Genomic DNA, 15,262 nt, shown 5'->3' with positions numbered 1-15,262 from the left:
GATGATGGACGGCAGTCAACCCCAGGGAAAACCCATGCGCAGAGCGACCATCAAGGACGTTGCGGAGAAAGCCAAGGTCTCGCTGAAGACGGTCTCGCGCGTGATCAACAACGAGCCCTCGGTGATGCAGGCCACCCGCGCGCGGGTGCTGCGTGCCATTGCCGAGCTCGACTATGAACCCGATCCGTCCGCGCGCAACCTGCGCAGCGGCACTACCTTCGTAATCGGGCTGGTCTACGACAACCCGAACCCGTACCACATCATCGGCGTGCAGAATGGCGTGCTCGCCGCCTGCCGCGAGACCGGGTTCGGGCTGCAGATCCATCCCTGCGATTCCAGCTCGCCGCTGCTCGCCGATGAACTGGCCGACTGGGTGCAGCGTTCGCGCCTGGCCGGGCTGGTGCTGACCGCACCGATGTCCGAGCGCCGCGACCTGATCCAGGCGCTGACCGCGCGCGGCATCAAGCTGGTGCGCATCATCGCCGCCACCGAAGACCCGGCCGATGGCGCCTGTGTGTTCGTCGACGACCGCGAGGCCGCCTACGAGATCACCGAGCACCTGATCCAGCTGGGCCACCAGCGCATCGGCTTCCTCTGGGGCGGCAGCTCGCACCGGTCTTCGGGCGAGCGCTACGCCGGTTACGAAGCCGCGCTGAAGGACTACGGCATGACCGTGGACAAGCACCTGGTGGTGCAGGGCGACTACACCTTCGATGACGGTTTCCGCGGCGCGCGCCGCCTGCTGGCGCTGCGCGAGCCGCCCACCGCCATCTTCGGTTCCAACGACGAAATCGCTGCCGGCGTGCTGGCCGCCGCCAAGTCGGCCGGCATGAACGTGCCCTACGACCTGTCCATTGCCGGCTTCGAGGACAGCCCGTTCTCGCGCCAGTCTTGGCCGCCGCTGACCACCGCCAAGCAGGCCACCGAGGACATCGCCCGCCATGCCGCGCGCCTGCTGATCGCGCAGCTGCGCAGCGACGCCTACGACGATGCGCCGGCACCACTGCACAACCAGGGCTTCGTGCCGCAGCTGGTGGTGCGCGGTTCGACCGCGCCGATGCGCCCGGCCGGCGCACGCCCCCTTCCTTCCGATCCTGCCTGAGCCTGCCATGTCGCTGTCAGACCCCACGTCCACCCTGATGTTCGCCGAGGCCGCTGAAGCGGCCGACGTGGTCGCGCGCCAGTTCTCGCGCAACCACGCCACCATGGAAACCCTGGCCGCCAGCCTGCGTGCTGCACCGCCGCCGTTCGTGGTCACCTGTGCACGCGGCAGCTCCGACCACGCCGCCACCTATGGCAAGTATCTGCTGGAAACCCAGCTGGGCCTGGTGGTCGCGTCGGCCTCGCCATCGGTGGGGTCGGTCTACGCCGCACCATTGCAGCTGCGCGGCGCACTGTTCATCGTCATCTCGCAGTCGGGCAAGAGCCCGGACCTGCTGCGCAACGCCGAGGCCGCCAAGGCGGCCGGTGCGCGCGTGATCGCGCTGGTCAACGTCGAGGATTCACCTCTGGCGCAGCTGGCCGACACGGTCATTCCGCTGCACGCGGGTGCCGAAAAGAGCGTGGCGGCGACCAAGAGCTACCTGGCGTCGCTGGCCGCGCTGCTGCAGCTGGCCGCGTACTGGAAGCAGGACAGCAGCCTGCGTGCGGCGCTGGACCTGCTGCCCGACGCGCTGCGTGAGGCGTGGCAGTGCGACTGGAGCGCGGTGACCGAAGGCCTGGTCGAGGCCACCAACCTGTTCGTGCTCGGCCGTGGCCTGGGCCTGGGCGCGGCCCAGGAAGCGGCGCTGAAGTTCAAGGAAACCTGCAGCCTGCATGCCGAAGCCTACAGCTCGGCCGAGGTCAAGCACGGCCCGATGGCGCTGGTTGACCGTGGATTCCCCGTGCTGGCCTTCGCGCAGCCCGATGAAACCGGCGCCGGCACCCGCGCGGTGGTCGAGGAATTTTCTGCCCGGGGCGCGCAGGTGTGGCTGGCCGGGGCCGGCGGCAACCTGCCGGTGGCTGCAGCGCCGCATCCGTTGTGCGCACCGTTGTTGACCGTGCAGAGCTTCTACCGCGCAATCAATGCGCTGGCATTGCGTCGTGGCTTCAACCCGGACCTGCCGCCGCACCTGAACAAGGTGACGGAGACGGTGTGATGGCAACCGTGCTGCGCAATGCCCGCATCCTGGCGGGCGATGAGTTCCGCGACGATCTGGCAGTGGTGATCGAAGAGGGCCGCATCAGCGCGCTGCTGCCCGATGCCGCGCCGCAGCTCGGCCACGCTGCCGAGCAGGTGGACCTGGGCGGTGGCTGGCTGCTGCCCGGCTTCATCGACGTGCAGGTCAATGGCGGTGGCGGCGCGCTGTTCAACAACACGCCGGACGTGGCGGCGCTGCGCACCATTGCGCAGGCGCATCGTCGTTTCGGTACCACCGCGATGCTGCCGACGCTGATCAGCGATGACGTGGCGGTGATGCGCGAAGCCATCGGTGCGATGCGCGAAGCAATCGCTCAGGGCGTGCCGGGCGTGATCGGCATCCACCTGGAAGGCCCGTACATCGCGCCGGCGCGCAAGGGCACCCACGATGCCAGCAAGTTCCGCGTGCCGGACGAAGAAGAGATCGCGCTGGCCGCCTCGCTGGACAACGGCGTGACCCTGCTGACACTGGCGCCGGAACGAGTGCCGCTGGAGACGATCCGCGCGCTGGTCGAGCGTGGCGTGATCGTTGCCGCTGGCCACACTGCAGGCACCTACGAGGAGATCCGCGCCGGCCTGGATGCTGGGGTGCGTGGCTTCACCCACCTGTACAACGCGATGTCGCCGCTGCAGGGCCGCGAGCCTGGCGCGGTGGGCGCTGCGCTGGAAGACCGCGACAGCTGGATCGGCATCATCGTCGATGGCGTGCATGTGCATCCGGCCAGCCTGCGCGTGGCGCTGGCTGCCAAGCCGCGCGGTCGCCTGCTGCTGGTGACCGATGCGATGCCGCCGGTCGGTGCCGACGATCCCAGTTACGTGCTGTATGGCGAAACCATTACCGCCATTGATGGCGTGGTGCGCAATGCCGCCGGTTCGCTGGCGGGCTCGGCGCTGGATATGGCCACGGCGGTGCGCAACACCGTGCAGCTGCTTGGCCAGCCGCTGGCCGAAGCGGCACGCATGGCCTCGACCTACCCGGCGCAGTTCCTCAACGTCGATGATCGCCTGGGCCACATCGCCGAGGGCTACCAGGCCGACCTGGTGCTGCTGGATGACGCCCTGCAGGTACGTGGCACCTGGATTGCCGGACAGTACGAGGCCGCCTGATGAACAGTACGCCGCCACGCCGGCTGGGCTCGATCGATGCCCTGCGCGGCATCACCGTGGCGGCGATGCTGCTGGTCAACAATCCAGGCGACTGGAGTGCAGTGTTCGCGCCGCTGCGTCATTCGGAATGGCATGGCTGCACGCCCACCGATCTGGTGTTTCCGTTCTTCCTGTTCCTGGTGGGCGTGTCGATGGCCTTCAGCGTGGCACCGCGCGCGCTGGATGCCGCTGCGCGTCCTGCACTGGCGCGCGGTGTGCTGGAGCGCGCGCTGCGCATCCTGGTGGCCGGTGCGCTGCTGCATCTGCTGATCTGGTGGGCGCTGGATACACACCACTTCCGCATCTGGGGCGTGCTGCAACGCATCGCGGTGTGTGCGGCGTTGGTGGGCGTGCTGGCGGTCTACGCGCGGCCGCGCGTGCAGGTGGGCGCTCTGATCGCGCTGCTGGTGGGGTACACCGTGTTGCTGCTGGGCATCGGTGACCTGGCGCCATGGACCAACCCGGCCAGCCGCCTGGATACCGCGTTGTTCGCGCCGTGGATCTATCAATGGCACGCCGATGCCGGGCTGGGCCATGACCCGGAAGGATTGCTGAGCACGCTGGGCGCGCTGGCCAGTACCGTGCTCGGGCTGTTGGCCGGAGGCCTGCTGCGCAGCGGACGTGCCGCGGCGCTGGCCGGGCTGGGTGTGGCGACTGCGGTATTGGGCCTGCTGCTGGCGGTGGTGCTGCCGTTGAACAAACAGCTGTGGACGCCCAGCTACGTGCTGTGGACCGGTGGCCTGGCGGCGCTGGCGCTATGGCTGGGCCACCTGTTGATCGACCAGAAGGGCTGGCCGGCGCTGGGCCGGCGCTTCGGCGTCAATGCGATCACGGCGTATCTGGGCGCATCGGTGATGTCGGTGGTGCTGATGGCTACCGGAGTTTGGGGGTGGGTCTGGCAGCAGCTGGCCACCGCAATGCCGCAGGCGCTGGAGCTGGCGTCCATGCTGCAGGCGCTGGTGTTTGTCGCGCAGTGGTGGGGCGTGGCATGGTGGCTGGACCGGCGGAAGATCTATCTGAAGATCTGATGGCACCTCATCCACGCCATGCGTGGATGCTCTCCGCGCGGCCTGTGACCGCTGCAAAGATGAATCATTTCAGCCACGTGGAGGTTGGGTGATGGCCGATCAAGTTCGCAACTGAACTGTGATGGCCGCCACGCAAATTCACCTGTCGAAACCGTTCACCACACGGCAGACTGCCTGCGCAGTGCCGCATATCCGCAGTTCCTGATCCCTTTTCCAGGAGTGCTGTATGTCCCGTGCCGTTCCACACGCTTTTCGTCCGCGCCGCCTCACCGTTTCCGTGCTGCAGGCCCTGGCTGTCCCGTCCGTCATGCTGCTGAGTGCCAGCGTCGCCTGGGCCGGCTGTGACAGCGCTGCCCCCGTCGCCGGCCAGACGGTCACCTGCGACGCCAATGCGCCGAACCCGCAGACTGTTCCCATCACCGCCAATGGCGCGGCCGGCATCACCGTCACTGTCGCCAGCGGCGCACAGCTGCAACAGAGCGGCGGCGTAAGCGCAATCTCGCTGGTCGGCGCAGGCGGGCACCTGTTGTCCAACCTGGGCACGATCAGTTCGGTGGGCGGTGTGGCGGTCCAGCTCGGTGGCGGCAGCCGTGTCGAAAATGCGGGCAGCATCAGCACCGGCAACAACACCGCCCTGCAGTTCGTCGGTGCGGGCGACAGCGTGCTGGTCAACCGCGGAACGATCAGCGGCCGCACGGGTGTGCAGTTCGGTGCGGGCAACGACCGCCTGGAGATGCAGGCAGGCAGCATCGCCGGTGGCGTCCAGCAGGGCGATGGCAATGATGTGCTGCTGTTGAGCGATGGCACGATCGACAGCGTCGACCAGGGCAGTGGCGATGACCAGATGACCGTCACCGGCGGCACCGTCACCGGCCTGGTAGCGCAGGGCAGCGGCCGCGATGATTTCGTCATGAGTGGCGGCACGGTCGGCGCGCTGCAGCAGGGCGACAACATCGATACCTTCCGCATGAGCGGTGGCCGCATCATCGGCGCGTTCGAGGATGGCGACCAGGCCTGGATGACCGGTGGCCGCATCGGCCGCGTCAACATGAAGCTGGACAAGAACCTGTGGGACCAGTCCGGCGGCACCGTGGATGGCAATGTGGTGACCGGTTTCGACACCGATACCATCATCATCTCGGGTACCGCCTACATCGGCGGCAACATAAGCGTCAGCGGCGGCAACGACAGCGTGACCATTACCGACGGCACCGTGCGCGGGCAGGTACTGCTCAGTACCGGCGATGACACCTTCAACTGGAATGGCGGCGGCATCGTCTACGGCGCGATCGACATGGGCCCGGACAACGACGTGGCCAACCTCAGCAACCTCAACCAGGGCAACCTAGGTGCGGTGCCGCTGTTCGACGGCGGCAGTGGCATCGACCAGCTCAACCTCAGCAACGTCAAGACCACGGGCGTGGGCCGCTTCCAGAACTGGGAGACGATCAGCCTGACCAACAGCACCGAGCTGAGCTTCGATGGCGACCTGGTGCTGGGCGACAGCGCAACCGGCACCGGCACGCTCACCGTGGATGACACCAGTACCGTGTATGCGGGCAGTGGCGGCCATGCCATCCGTCCGTTCAACAGTGGCGCACTGGTGGAGATGGTCAATGCCGGGCGCATCGACCTGACCGGTACCGGCGCGGGCGACGTGTTCACCGTGCGTGGCAATTATCGAGGCGATGGCGGTGGCCTTTACCTGCGTACCGTGCTGGGCGCAGACAACTCCACCAGCGACCGTCTGGTGATCGACGGCGGTACTGCCACCGGGACCACCGGCATCGGCGTGCTCAATGCCGGCGGTAGCGGCGCCGCCACGCTGGCCGATGGCATCCTGGTGGTGCAGGCCTTGAATGGTGGCCGCACCGCGCCGGGCGCGTTCTCGCTGTTCGCACCGGTCGCCGCCGGTGCCTACGAGTACTTCCTGTTCAAGGGCGGTGTCAGCGCTGGCACCAGCGAGAACTGGTACCTGCGCTCCACGCTGGTCAGCGGGCCGACGCCGGCACCCAATGGCGGCGGTACTGCCGTACCACCACCATTGACGCCGCCGGTGGCACCACCGCCGCCGATCACCCCGGCACCGCCGCCGCCACCGGAAGGCGCCACCGATCCTGACCTGACCGCCGGCGAGACCGCGCCGCCACCGCCGCCACCGGAACCGGCGCCGGTGGCGCCGCCCAGCGACCCGGCCGTGCCGGACGTGCCGGTGGCCGGTGGTGCGCTGCCCGGTACCGGTGCGCCGCCGACGCCGGGCGCACGGCCCGCCGAGGGCGCAGTGGTACCGCTGTACCGCGTGGAGACTGCGACCTATGCCGTGGTGCCGCCGCTCCTGCGTGAGACTTCGCTGGCCAGCCTGGGTACCTTCCACGAGCGCCAGGGCGAGCAGCGCCTGCTGTACAACCAGGGCGCATTCCGTACCGCTTGGGGCCGGTTGGTGGGGCAGAGCAGCGAGATCCACTGGAAGGGGGATGCGCAGCCCGGCTTCGATGGCGATGTGATGGGCCTGCAGGCTGGTCTCGACGTGTGGGCCGCTGCCTCCGACAACCACCGCAACCAGATCGGCGTGTTCGTCGGCCGCACCCGCGCGCAGGGCAAGACCACCGGCCTGGCATTGGGCTGGGAGAACGTGCAGGTGGGCCAGAACCGCCTGGACGACAAGCACGTGGGCTTGTACTGGACCTTCACCGACAGCAGCGGTGGCTACATCGACGCCGTGGCGATGCAGAGCCGTTACGACGGCCGCGTGCGTTCCTCGCGCGGGCTCGGCTTCGGAATCAGCGGCGATGGCACCAGCGTGTCGGTGGAGGCCGGCAAACCGCTGCTGCACTTCGGTCAGTCCGCATGGTGGCTGGAACCGCAGCTACAGGTGATCTGGCAACGCACGTCGCTGGACGACCGCCGCGATGAGGTATCGAGCGTGCGCTTCGACAACGACAACGCCTGGACCGGCCGCATCGGCCTGCGTCTGGCCGGCGACTACCAGCTGGCCGACAACGGCTGGCAGCCGTATTTCAAGCTGAATTACTGGCATGGTCGTTCCGGCGAGGACCGCATCCGCTTCGACGACGACACGATCACCAATTCGCAGCGCTCACGCGCGCTCGAAGCCGGTGTCGGCGTGGTAGGGCGCTTCAACCGCACCATCAGCGCGTACGCGGTGGCCGACTACACGCGCGAGCTGGGCGGTGACCGCAATGAGAAGCGCCGCATCATCGAAGGCAACATCGGCCTGCGCGCGGACTGGTAGCGCCGGGCCATGCCCGGCGGCATGACCTGCTCTGGTGGGTGTCGACCTTGGTCGACACGAACCCTGCCGCCGTCATGACTTTGTAGAGCCGAGCCATGCTCGGCTGCTTCAGTCGCGATTTCCCCGAGCCGAGCATAGGCTCGGCTCCACAGAACACTAGCGCGGAGCCGAGCATAGGCTCGGCTCCACAGAACACTAGCGCGTGGCGAGATCGATCCCACCGCGGCTATCCTACGGCTTCGATACATGACAAGGAGTCGTCGATGCTGGACCTAAGGAATGTCCGTGCCGCCATGCTCACCACGCTGCTGCTTTCATCTTCGGCCGCAGTTGCAGAGGAGACAGTGGAGCTGCCGTCGCCGGAAGCGCGTGAGCAGATGCTGCAGTTGTTGGAAACCCAGTCCCTGTACCGTCGCCGCGTAGATTGGAACGACGTGCGCGCGCGCCTGAACGCGGCAGGGGATGACCGCGCGCAACAGCGCCGTGTTCTGGATGAAGCCGCCGCACGCAGCAGCGGAGGCCATGGCCGCTGGTTTTCACCAAGCGAGCAGCGTCAGCGCTCCGAACGTGCTCAGCGCTTGAATGCCAGTCAGGCGACCGACTTCGCTGCCTCCAGTCATGCCAATCCCCGCATCGGCGTGCTGCGGGTGAGCCCCTTCGTGGAAGACCTGCAACGCAACGAATCAGAACGTTATGAAGCACGCAAGGTCTACGCGCTGGCGTTGCAGGGGCGTATCGCTGGCCTGGATGACGGCACGCGGTGCGGCTGGGTAGTGGATGTAAGCAGCAATGGTGGTGGCAACATGTGGCCTATGTTGTTTGGTTTGTTGCCATTGCTGCATGGAACGCCGGATACGCAGGGGGCGTTGATCGGCGCCTTCCGTAGTGCCGATGGATTGCTGTGGTGGCGGCAGGCGGAAGGTGAAGTCGTGCAAGGCAATGCCTCGATGCTGCGTTCACGACAGGGCGCGTATCGGTTGCGTGCGGGCACGGCGCCGGTGGCGGTGGTGATGGGGGCAGGCACTGCAAGCTCCGGCGAAGCAGTGGCACTCGCGTTTCGAGGGCAACCGGGGAGTCGCAGTTTCGGTCAGCCCAGCGCAGGCTTTTCTACTGGCAATCGACCGACGACGCTGGTGGACGGTACCACCTTGTTGTTGACCCACAACGTGATGACCGATCGTAACGGGCAGGGCGACGGTGGCAGAATGCAGCCGGATCAGGCTACGGCCAGCGGGCCGGCCACCCTTGCCGCCGCCCAAGCCTGGCTGCTGGCCCAACCCGCCTGCCAGGGCCGCTGATCCATGATCCTGATCGGCCAGCAGGAGCGGGTGGTGGTGGTCGGCCCCACCGAGGCCCACCACTGCCTGCGCTGCCAGACGGAAACCGAGTTCGCGCCCCAGTTGCGCTACAAGATGGCGCGCATCGACCTGCTGTTCGGCCTCACCTACCATCGCCGTTATGAGCTGGCCTGCACCCGGTGCGGGCACGGCTGGGTGCTGGACACCGACACCATGGACCAGCAGCTGGGTGGGGTGCCGATCCCGTGGCGGCATCGCTTCGGCCTGCCGCTGATGCTGGTGGTGGTGGCCGGTCTGGCGGCGTTGGGCTGGCTGTGGCGGCATGGATTCCTCGGTTGAGGAGCGGGCCTGCTAAAGTCTGCCCTGCAATCACGTACCGGAACCGACCATGGACCACGACACCCCGTTCGAACCCCTCAACGACCTCGAGGTGCGCCTGTTGCAGGCACAGGACGGCACGCTGACCGCGTCGCAGTTCCTCGACGGCCTGCTGACCTCGACGGCGTTCGTGCTGCTGGACAAGGCCATCGGTGAAGATGGCGCCTGGGACGAGAGCATCTCGCCGCTGGTGCTGACCAGCGAGAGCGGCGAGCCGATGTTCGCGGTGTTCACCGCCCCCGAGCGCGCGGGCCTGTGGCACGAGCAGCTGCCGCAGTTTGCGCATGCCATGCCGATCGCGGTGCACGCGCTGCTGGCCGGTATCGGCGACGGCGTCGGCCTGGTGCTGAACCCGGGCCTGGACGTGGGCATGGAGATGATTCCCGATGCAGTGGCCCAGCTGAAGCAGCGTGCGGCGGCGATCACCCGTGGGATGGCGCACTGATCCAGGGAATTGGGGTTGCCGGCCAGCGGCCGGCACTACCAATAGCGGTGCACGCGGCTGTCGCGGATCAGCGGGCCGCCGCGAAGGCTTTTACCCGCGCCTTGGTGGGAGAGACAGTGTGTCTTCTCCTATTGACGGTCAGTCTTTTCTGACTCTCACACAGCTGACAAATGTGATAGCGTCGCTTCGGGCGGCGTAAGGATTGTGCAGTCGCCTTCGGGAAAAGGACGGTGCAAGGCCGGCCTTTGGGAAATGGAATCCAAATCTGAAGGAATGCCTAGTGATCGATGCATTGCGTCGTGTTGCGTTGCGTTCGACTGTGCTGCCAGTTTTCTTGATCGGTCTTATTATCTCGGGACCAGTCGCGGCTCAGTCGGTTGCGGACGGTATCCATCCCTATTTGGAATACCGGAAGCGAATCCAGAACGCTGAATCGCTGTCCACTTTGGATACGGGGCTGTTCGGCGAGGGCGTAAGTCTATACGACGGAAGCACGCAGTTCCGCGTGGTCGAAATCGACCTGCCAGGCAACAGTAATCTGCCCGTGCAGTTTGCACGCCGATTGAATATGCAGTTGCAGCCGCAAGGTAGCATCCGCGACCACGATGCTCGCCTGTTGGGCCTGGGAAATTGGGATGTTGAAGTGCCTCATGTGGCGGTAACCTACGCGAATTCCACCGGTCTTCCTGCAAGGGTATGCACTGTGGGGAGTGTGCCGGGCAGCGGCATCTTCAATGTCAGGGAGTTCTGGAGCGGGCTCAACGTACACCTGCCAGGTCGAGGCGACACTGCCATGCTTGGCATTATCGCAGGCACCCCCTTGCCTACTGCAGGAACGAGCACCCGACTTACAACCAAAGAGCGCGATGCTATTGACTGCATCACTATGGACAATGGTAGTCGCGACGGGTTCCGGCTTACAACGACCTCGGGTGAGCGCTACTACTTCAATCAATTGACCACGCGCCGTGAGGCACCGTTGCAGAAGCTCGTACCCACTACGCGTGGCAACGATCCGGTGTCAGTCATCCTGGAGCGAACGCGCTATTACCTTTTGGCAACCAGGTTGGAGGATCGGTTCGGAAACTGGGTCCAGTTCTCATACAACGGCGAGGGCCTGCCCACGCGGATCTGGAGCAACGACGGGCGCGAAATCGGGTTTGTCTACAGTCAGGGACGAATGACCAGTGCCACTGCCAATGGGCGCTCCTGGGGCTTCCAGTACCAGACGACCCTGGCGGAAAACCTGTTGACAAAGGTCACTCGTCCAGACGTTAGCTCATGGCGCTATGCCTACTCAGGAACACTTCTGCCGTCGGCCCCGCTACCCATCGATACGCTGCCAGGCTTGCCGTGGTGTAGGGACTCCTCCCTTCCGCTGTCAGCTGACTATGTTGTGACTGCAACACATCCGGCGGGCGCTACGGGTACCTTTTCGTTCGTCAATCAACGGCATTGGCGACACGGCGTGCATCTCACCGAATGCATGCAGAAGGGCGATCCCCGTGAGGATCCAGAGTACGTAATGGGTGTTCCTCATTTCTTCGATGTACTCAGCATCGTCGGCAAGGCCATCACCGGTCCCGGCCTGTCGACCATGCAGTGGACCTATGACTATGGCAATTCTCCTTCTGACCTGTGGGGAAGCCAGAATGAGCCCGCCGTCTACCCTTGTGCGACGTGCATCCAGACGAAGGTCGTACAGGTTCGTCGCCCGGATGCTACTACTCAGAAGTTGACCTTTGGCAATCTCTACATGCTCAACGATGGGCGGGAACTGCGCGAGGAGGTTCTCGATGCCCAAGGGCGTGTGGTACAGACACGATCCAGTGACTACTTGGCCGATGCTTCGGCTGCCGGTCAACCCTTCATTGGGGAGTATGGTGCGATTCTCGGAAGCTTGAACGATCCAGCAACAGTTCGCGTGCGTCCTGTTACGCGGACACAGTTGCAACAGGACGATACTACCTACACTTGGCAAGCGGCAGCCTACGACCGCTTTGCACGCCCAGTGGAGCGAGTTCGCACTGGACCTAGCGGATCCGTTCGTGAGCGGCTCGATTATCACGACAATACAGTTCACTGGGTGTTGGGACAGCTGTCACGAGTGACCGATCTTGCCAGTGCAACCATAGTTGCCGAAGCGGCCTTCGATGCCAATGCCATGCCAGTCGAGACGTTCGCATTTGGAAAACGGACCCAGACAAGGACTTATCATGCAGACGGTACCGTCGCATCGGTCCGTGATGGAAACGGCAACACCACTAAACTCTCCGAGTGGAGGCGCGGGATTCCTGGGCTGGTGCAGTTTGCAGACGCGACGACGTCAAGAGTTGTGGTTGACGAGAATGGTTGGATAGCAAGCGCAACTGATGAAAGTGGATTTGCCACCAGCTACGGCTATGATGCAATGGGGCGAGTTGCCAGCGTCGTCTATCCCGCAGGGGATGCGGTGAACTGGACTCCGATGACCCGCGTCTTTCAACAGGTGGGTGCGGAGGAGTACGGCATTCCTGCGGGGCATTGGCGACAGGACATCGCAACTGGAAATGGGCGCTTGGAGACGATCTATGATGCCCTCTGGCGACCCGTTTTTACGCGCGAGTACGATGCTGCCAACATCGCGGAAACGCAGCGGTTGCAGCGCTTCAGCTATGACCATGAAGGTCGGCTGTTGTTTGCGTCTTACCCGGGCAGGGGAGCGAATCTGACCACGGGAAACTGGAGTGAGTACGACACGCTCGGTCGCAGGACTGCTGCTATCCAAGACAGTGAGCTGGGTACGCTGGTAACAGTGACCGAGTATCTGCCAGGCGCGCGAATCCGGGTGACCGACGCGCGCGGAAAGCAGACCCAGACCAGTTTCCAGGCTTTCGATAAGCCGGCCTACACGGCCCCGATCGCTATCGTGAAGCCTACAGGCGTCGTGCTGGATATACCGCGAAATGTATTCGGTAATCCGGTGAGCGTTACGCAGCGTAGCAGCGATGGATCGGTCTCGCTGACACGTCGATATGTCTACGACATGCATCAACGTCTTTGCAAGAGCATCGAGCCTGAGACTGGTGCCACTACGCTTGGCTACGACGCGTCCGACAACATCCTCTGGTCAGCCACGGGAATGAATCTTCCCGCAGTCGACTCCTGCGATGCATCCAGTGCCTATTCCTCTGGACGTCGCGTAGACCGTGGCTACGACGCCCGCAACCGGTTGAGGACCTTGACGTTCCCGGATGGCAACGGCGACCAGCAATGGGTCTACACCCCAGATGGGCTACCGCAGCAGGTTACGACGAGGAACGCCATCAATACCAGTCCGGTCGTCAACACATACGTGTACAACCGGCGGCGATTGCTGGTGGGCGAGAGTGCCACGATTGCCGGTGCGTTCAACTGGGCGCTTGGCTATGGCTATGATGCGCGCGGCGTGATGGCCAGCATCCAGTATCCCAGTGGCCTGTCGGTTGATCTGGCGCCCAACGGTCTGGGGCAGATCACGCGTGTTGGGGGATTTGCATTGGGTGTTTCCTATCATCCCAACGGGGGTATGCGCGCATTCACTTATGGAAATGGCATCGTCCATGGCATGACCCAGAACGCGCGCCAGTTGCCTGGGCGCGTAACAGATTCCGCAGGTGTGCTGGACGATGTCTACAGCTACGACGGCGGCGGAAACGTGACGAGGATCGAGGACGTTCTCGACGCGGGTCGCAATCGGACGATGCAGTATGACGATCTGGACAGGCTCACCCGGGCGAGCTCAGCAAGATTCGGTGGCGACGGAGTAATGACCTATAGCTACGACGCACTGGACAACCTGCGATCAGCTCGATTAGCCGGAGTGAAAGACCACATCTACTGGTATGACAGCAACAATCGTCTTACCAATGTGCAGTCTTCCGATGGTGCAACCACCATGGGGCTGGGATATGACGTGCAGGGCAATCTCGCCACGCGCAATGGACAGGCCTTCAGGTTCGATTTCGGAAATCGCCTGCGCGAGGTTGAAGGTGCCGAAAAGTATGCTTATGACGCACATGGGCGTCGCGTGCTGAGCCAGGCGCCAGGCGGGGATATCCTGTCGCTCTACGACAGCGCAGGCGTGCTGCGCAGACAAGAAAACCAGCGGACGGGTGAAGGCACGGAGTACATTCACTTGAATGGCAGTCTGCTTGCCAAGTCTGTGACCGCCATGGCGCCGGGGGTGCCGGTGATTACTGCGCCCTCATTCAGCAGTACTGGGAGTTTCACGGTTGGCTGGTCGAGCGTAGTGGGTGTATCGACTTATGAGCTGCAGCAGAGAACCGGACAGGGGGGCTGGCTCTCTGCCTATTCTGGATCGGCGCTGGCATGGTCGACCACTGGCAAGCCTGCCGGGAGTCATGGGCTCAGGATTCGCGCTTGCCGTGCCGTACTGTGCGGCGGTTGGAGCGCCGAAGTGACAGTGGTGGTTGAGTTGGCACCGACGGCTGCGCCCACGATCACGGCTCCAGCCAGCGCAACGGGCGGCAACTACATTGTGGGCTGGACAGCGGTTGCAGGCGCTACCTCATACAGGTTGGAAGAGCAGAAGGATGCCGGTGCGTGGGGGGAAGTGCAGAATTCTGCAGAGCGCAGCCGATCTTTCAGTGCGAAGCCAGGCGGAACTTACGGGTATCGTGCACGTGGCTGCAACACGAGTGGCTGTGGTGTCTATTCCCAAGCTGTGACAGTGAAGTCCGTTCATCTGCCGACTTCGGCCCCGGCATTGAACGCTCCAGCCAAAGTGCTGGGGTCTGCATATTCGATCAATTGGAACGCGGTGAGCAACGCCACTTCGTATCAACTGGATGAGCGCTTCAATGGTGGAGGCTGGGCTACCATTTCCAGTGCGGCGGCCGTCAGCTACGCCGCTTCCGGCCGCGCTCATGGGGTGTACGAATACCGCGTTCGAGGCTGTGCTTCGGTAGGGTGCGGACCATATTCGGGCGTATCCGCAGTCCAGGTGGTGATTGCTCCGGCAGCAGCGCCGTCGATCAGTTCGCCAGCGTCGAGCAACACGGGTAGCTACACCGTGAACTGGTCGTCTGTGGACCGCGCAACGAGCTATCTGCTGCAGGAGCAGATCAACGGCGGAGGCTTTGGCAACCTTCAAAACGACGGGTCGCAGCAGCGAGCTGTCAGTGGCAGGAGTAACGCTACTTATGGATATCGAGTTGCCGCATGTAACGAAGCGGGCTGCAGTGTCTTCTCGCCAGCTGCAGTCACGGCGGTGAACATTCCTCCACCAATTCCAGAAGCACCGGTCCTGTTTGAAGCCTGGTACTACTATTCCGAGGGACATACGACCTACCAAGGCGGGTGGACGGAAGTTGCGGGCGCCACGCGTTATGAATTCAGCGGAACGGCGGGTTGTGTGGCCACGCTTCCTTTCTGCTCAGTTGTTGTGCGTGGCATGCCCAAAATCACTGCCTTCCGGGTTGTAGCCTGTAATGCGAGCGGCTGTTCCCGGCCGTCCAACGAGTTGGTAGTGCAGGATGGCTTTGAGCGATGAAT

At 64.2% G+C, this 15,262-nt stretch carries 9 protein-coding genes; all 9 read left to right on the top strand.

Going from position 1 to position 15,262, the window contains the following annotated elements; translation table 11 throughout:
* Window positions 1–34: 34 nt before the first annotated feature.
* The 9 genes from AC5P6A_RS12185 to AC5P6A_RS12145 all read left to right on the top strand — a co-directional run bounded on the left by AC5P6A_RS12185 (window position 35) and on the right by AC5P6A_RS12145 (window position 15,260).
* Window positions 35–1,102 carry a LacI family DNA-binding transcriptional regulator gene (locus AC5P6A_RS12185; RefSeq protein WP_005411045.1) on the top strand — a complete coding sequence of 356 codons (1,068 nt, stop codon included), beginning with the start codon at window positions 35–37 and terminating at the stop codon, window positions 1,100–1,102.
* A gap of 7 nt (window positions 1,103–1,109) precedes the next feature.
* Window positions 1,110–2,138, top strand: a complete 1,029-nt coding sequence (locus AC5P6A_RS12180; RefSeq protein WP_227844062.1) for an SIS domain-containing protein — start codon at window positions 1,110–1,112, stop codon at window positions 2,136–2,138.
* Window positions 2,138–3,286: an N-acetylglucosamine-6-phosphate deacetylase gene (gene nagA, locus AC5P6A_RS12175; protein WP_227844063.1), complete on the top strand. Its 1,149-nt coding sequence runs from the start codon at window positions 2,138–2,140 to the stop codon at window positions 3,284–3,286. The genes AC5P6A_RS12180 and nagA overlap by 1 nt, the downstream gene beginning before the upstream one ends.
* Entirely contained in the window at window positions 3,286–4,353 is a 1,068-nt protein-coding gene (locus tag AC5P6A_RS12170; RefSeq protein ID WP_346715103.1) for an acyltransferase family protein, read from the top strand. The genes nagA and AC5P6A_RS12170 overlap by 1 nt, the downstream gene beginning before the upstream one ends.
* A gap of 226 nt (window positions 4,354–4,579) precedes the next feature.
* Complete coding sequence (locus AC5P6A_RS12165; protein ID WP_227844064.1) at window positions 4,580–7,606, top strand: autotransporter family protein; 3,027 nt, start codon at window positions 4,580–4,582, stop codon at window positions 7,604–7,606.
* Between the two features lie 293 nt (window positions 7,607–7,899).
* Complete coding sequence (locus AC5P6A_RS12160; protein WP_171952627.1) at window positions 7,900–8,904, top strand: S41 family peptidase; 1,005 nt, start codon at window positions 7,900–7,902, stop codon at window positions 8,902–8,904.
* A 3-nt stretch (window positions 8,905–8,907) separates the two neighbouring features.
* Window positions 8,908–9,243: a hypothetical protein gene (locus AC5P6A_RS12155; protein WP_021204662.1), complete on the top strand. Its 336-nt coding sequence runs from the start codon at window positions 8,908–8,910 to the stop codon at window positions 9,241–9,243.
* A gap of 49 nt (window positions 9,244–9,292) precedes the next feature.
* Window positions 9,293–9,727 carry an SseB family protein gene (locus AC5P6A_RS12150; protein ID WP_005411035.1) on the top strand — a complete coding sequence of 145 codons (435 nt, stop codon included), beginning with the start codon at window positions 9,293–9,295 and terminating at the stop codon, window positions 9,725–9,727.
* Between the two features lie 280 nt (window positions 9,728–10,007).
* The gene (locus AC5P6A_RS12145) at window positions 10,008–15,260 is read left to right on the top strand and encodes an RHS repeat protein (protein WP_495222318.1); all 5,253 of its coding nucleotides are present in this window, start codon (window positions 10,008–10,010) and stop codon (window positions 15,258–15,260) included.
* Window positions 15,261–15,262 lie beyond the last annotated feature (2 nt).

Source organism: Stenotrophomonas sp. YJH_SMC_20, assembly GCF_059367845.1.
Note: the sequence above shows the minus strand (reverse complement) of the source record. Positions and strands in the feature narration are given on the sequence as shown.

Bases quoted from the DNA above. Each gene is read 5' to 3' on its own strand.
- AC5P6A_RS12155 (WP_021204662.1), top strand. From the start codon at position 8,908: ATGATCCTGATCGGCCAGCAGGAGCGGGTGGTGGTGGTCGGCCCCACC.
- nagA (WP_227844063.1), top strand. From the start codon at position 2,138: ATGGCAACCGTGCTGCGCAATGCCCGCATCCTGGCGGGCGATGAGTTC.
- AC5P6A_RS12185 (WP_005411045.1), top strand. From the start codon at position 35: ATGCGCAGAGCGACCATCAAGGACGTTGCGGAGAAAGCCAAGGTCTCG.
- AC5P6A_RS12170 (WP_346715103.1), top strand. From the start codon at position 3,286: ATGAACAGTACGCCGCCACGCCGGCTGGGCTCGATCGATGCCCTGCGC.
- AC5P6A_RS12180 (WP_227844062.1), top strand. From the start codon at position 1,110: ATGTCGCTGTCAGACCCCACGTCCACCCTGATGTTCGCCGAGGCCGCT.
- AC5P6A_RS12165 (WP_227844064.1), top strand. From the start codon at position 4,580: ATGTCCCGTGCCGTTCCACACGCTTTTCGTCCGCGCCGCCTCACCGTT.
- AC5P6A_RS12160 (WP_171952627.1), top strand. From the start codon at position 7,900: ATGCTCACCACGCTGCTGCTTTCATCTTCGGCCGCAGTTGCAGAGGAG.
- AC5P6A_RS12150 (WP_005411035.1), top strand. From the start codon at position 9,293: ATGGACCACGACACCCCGTTCGAACCCCTCAACGACCTCGAGGTGCGC.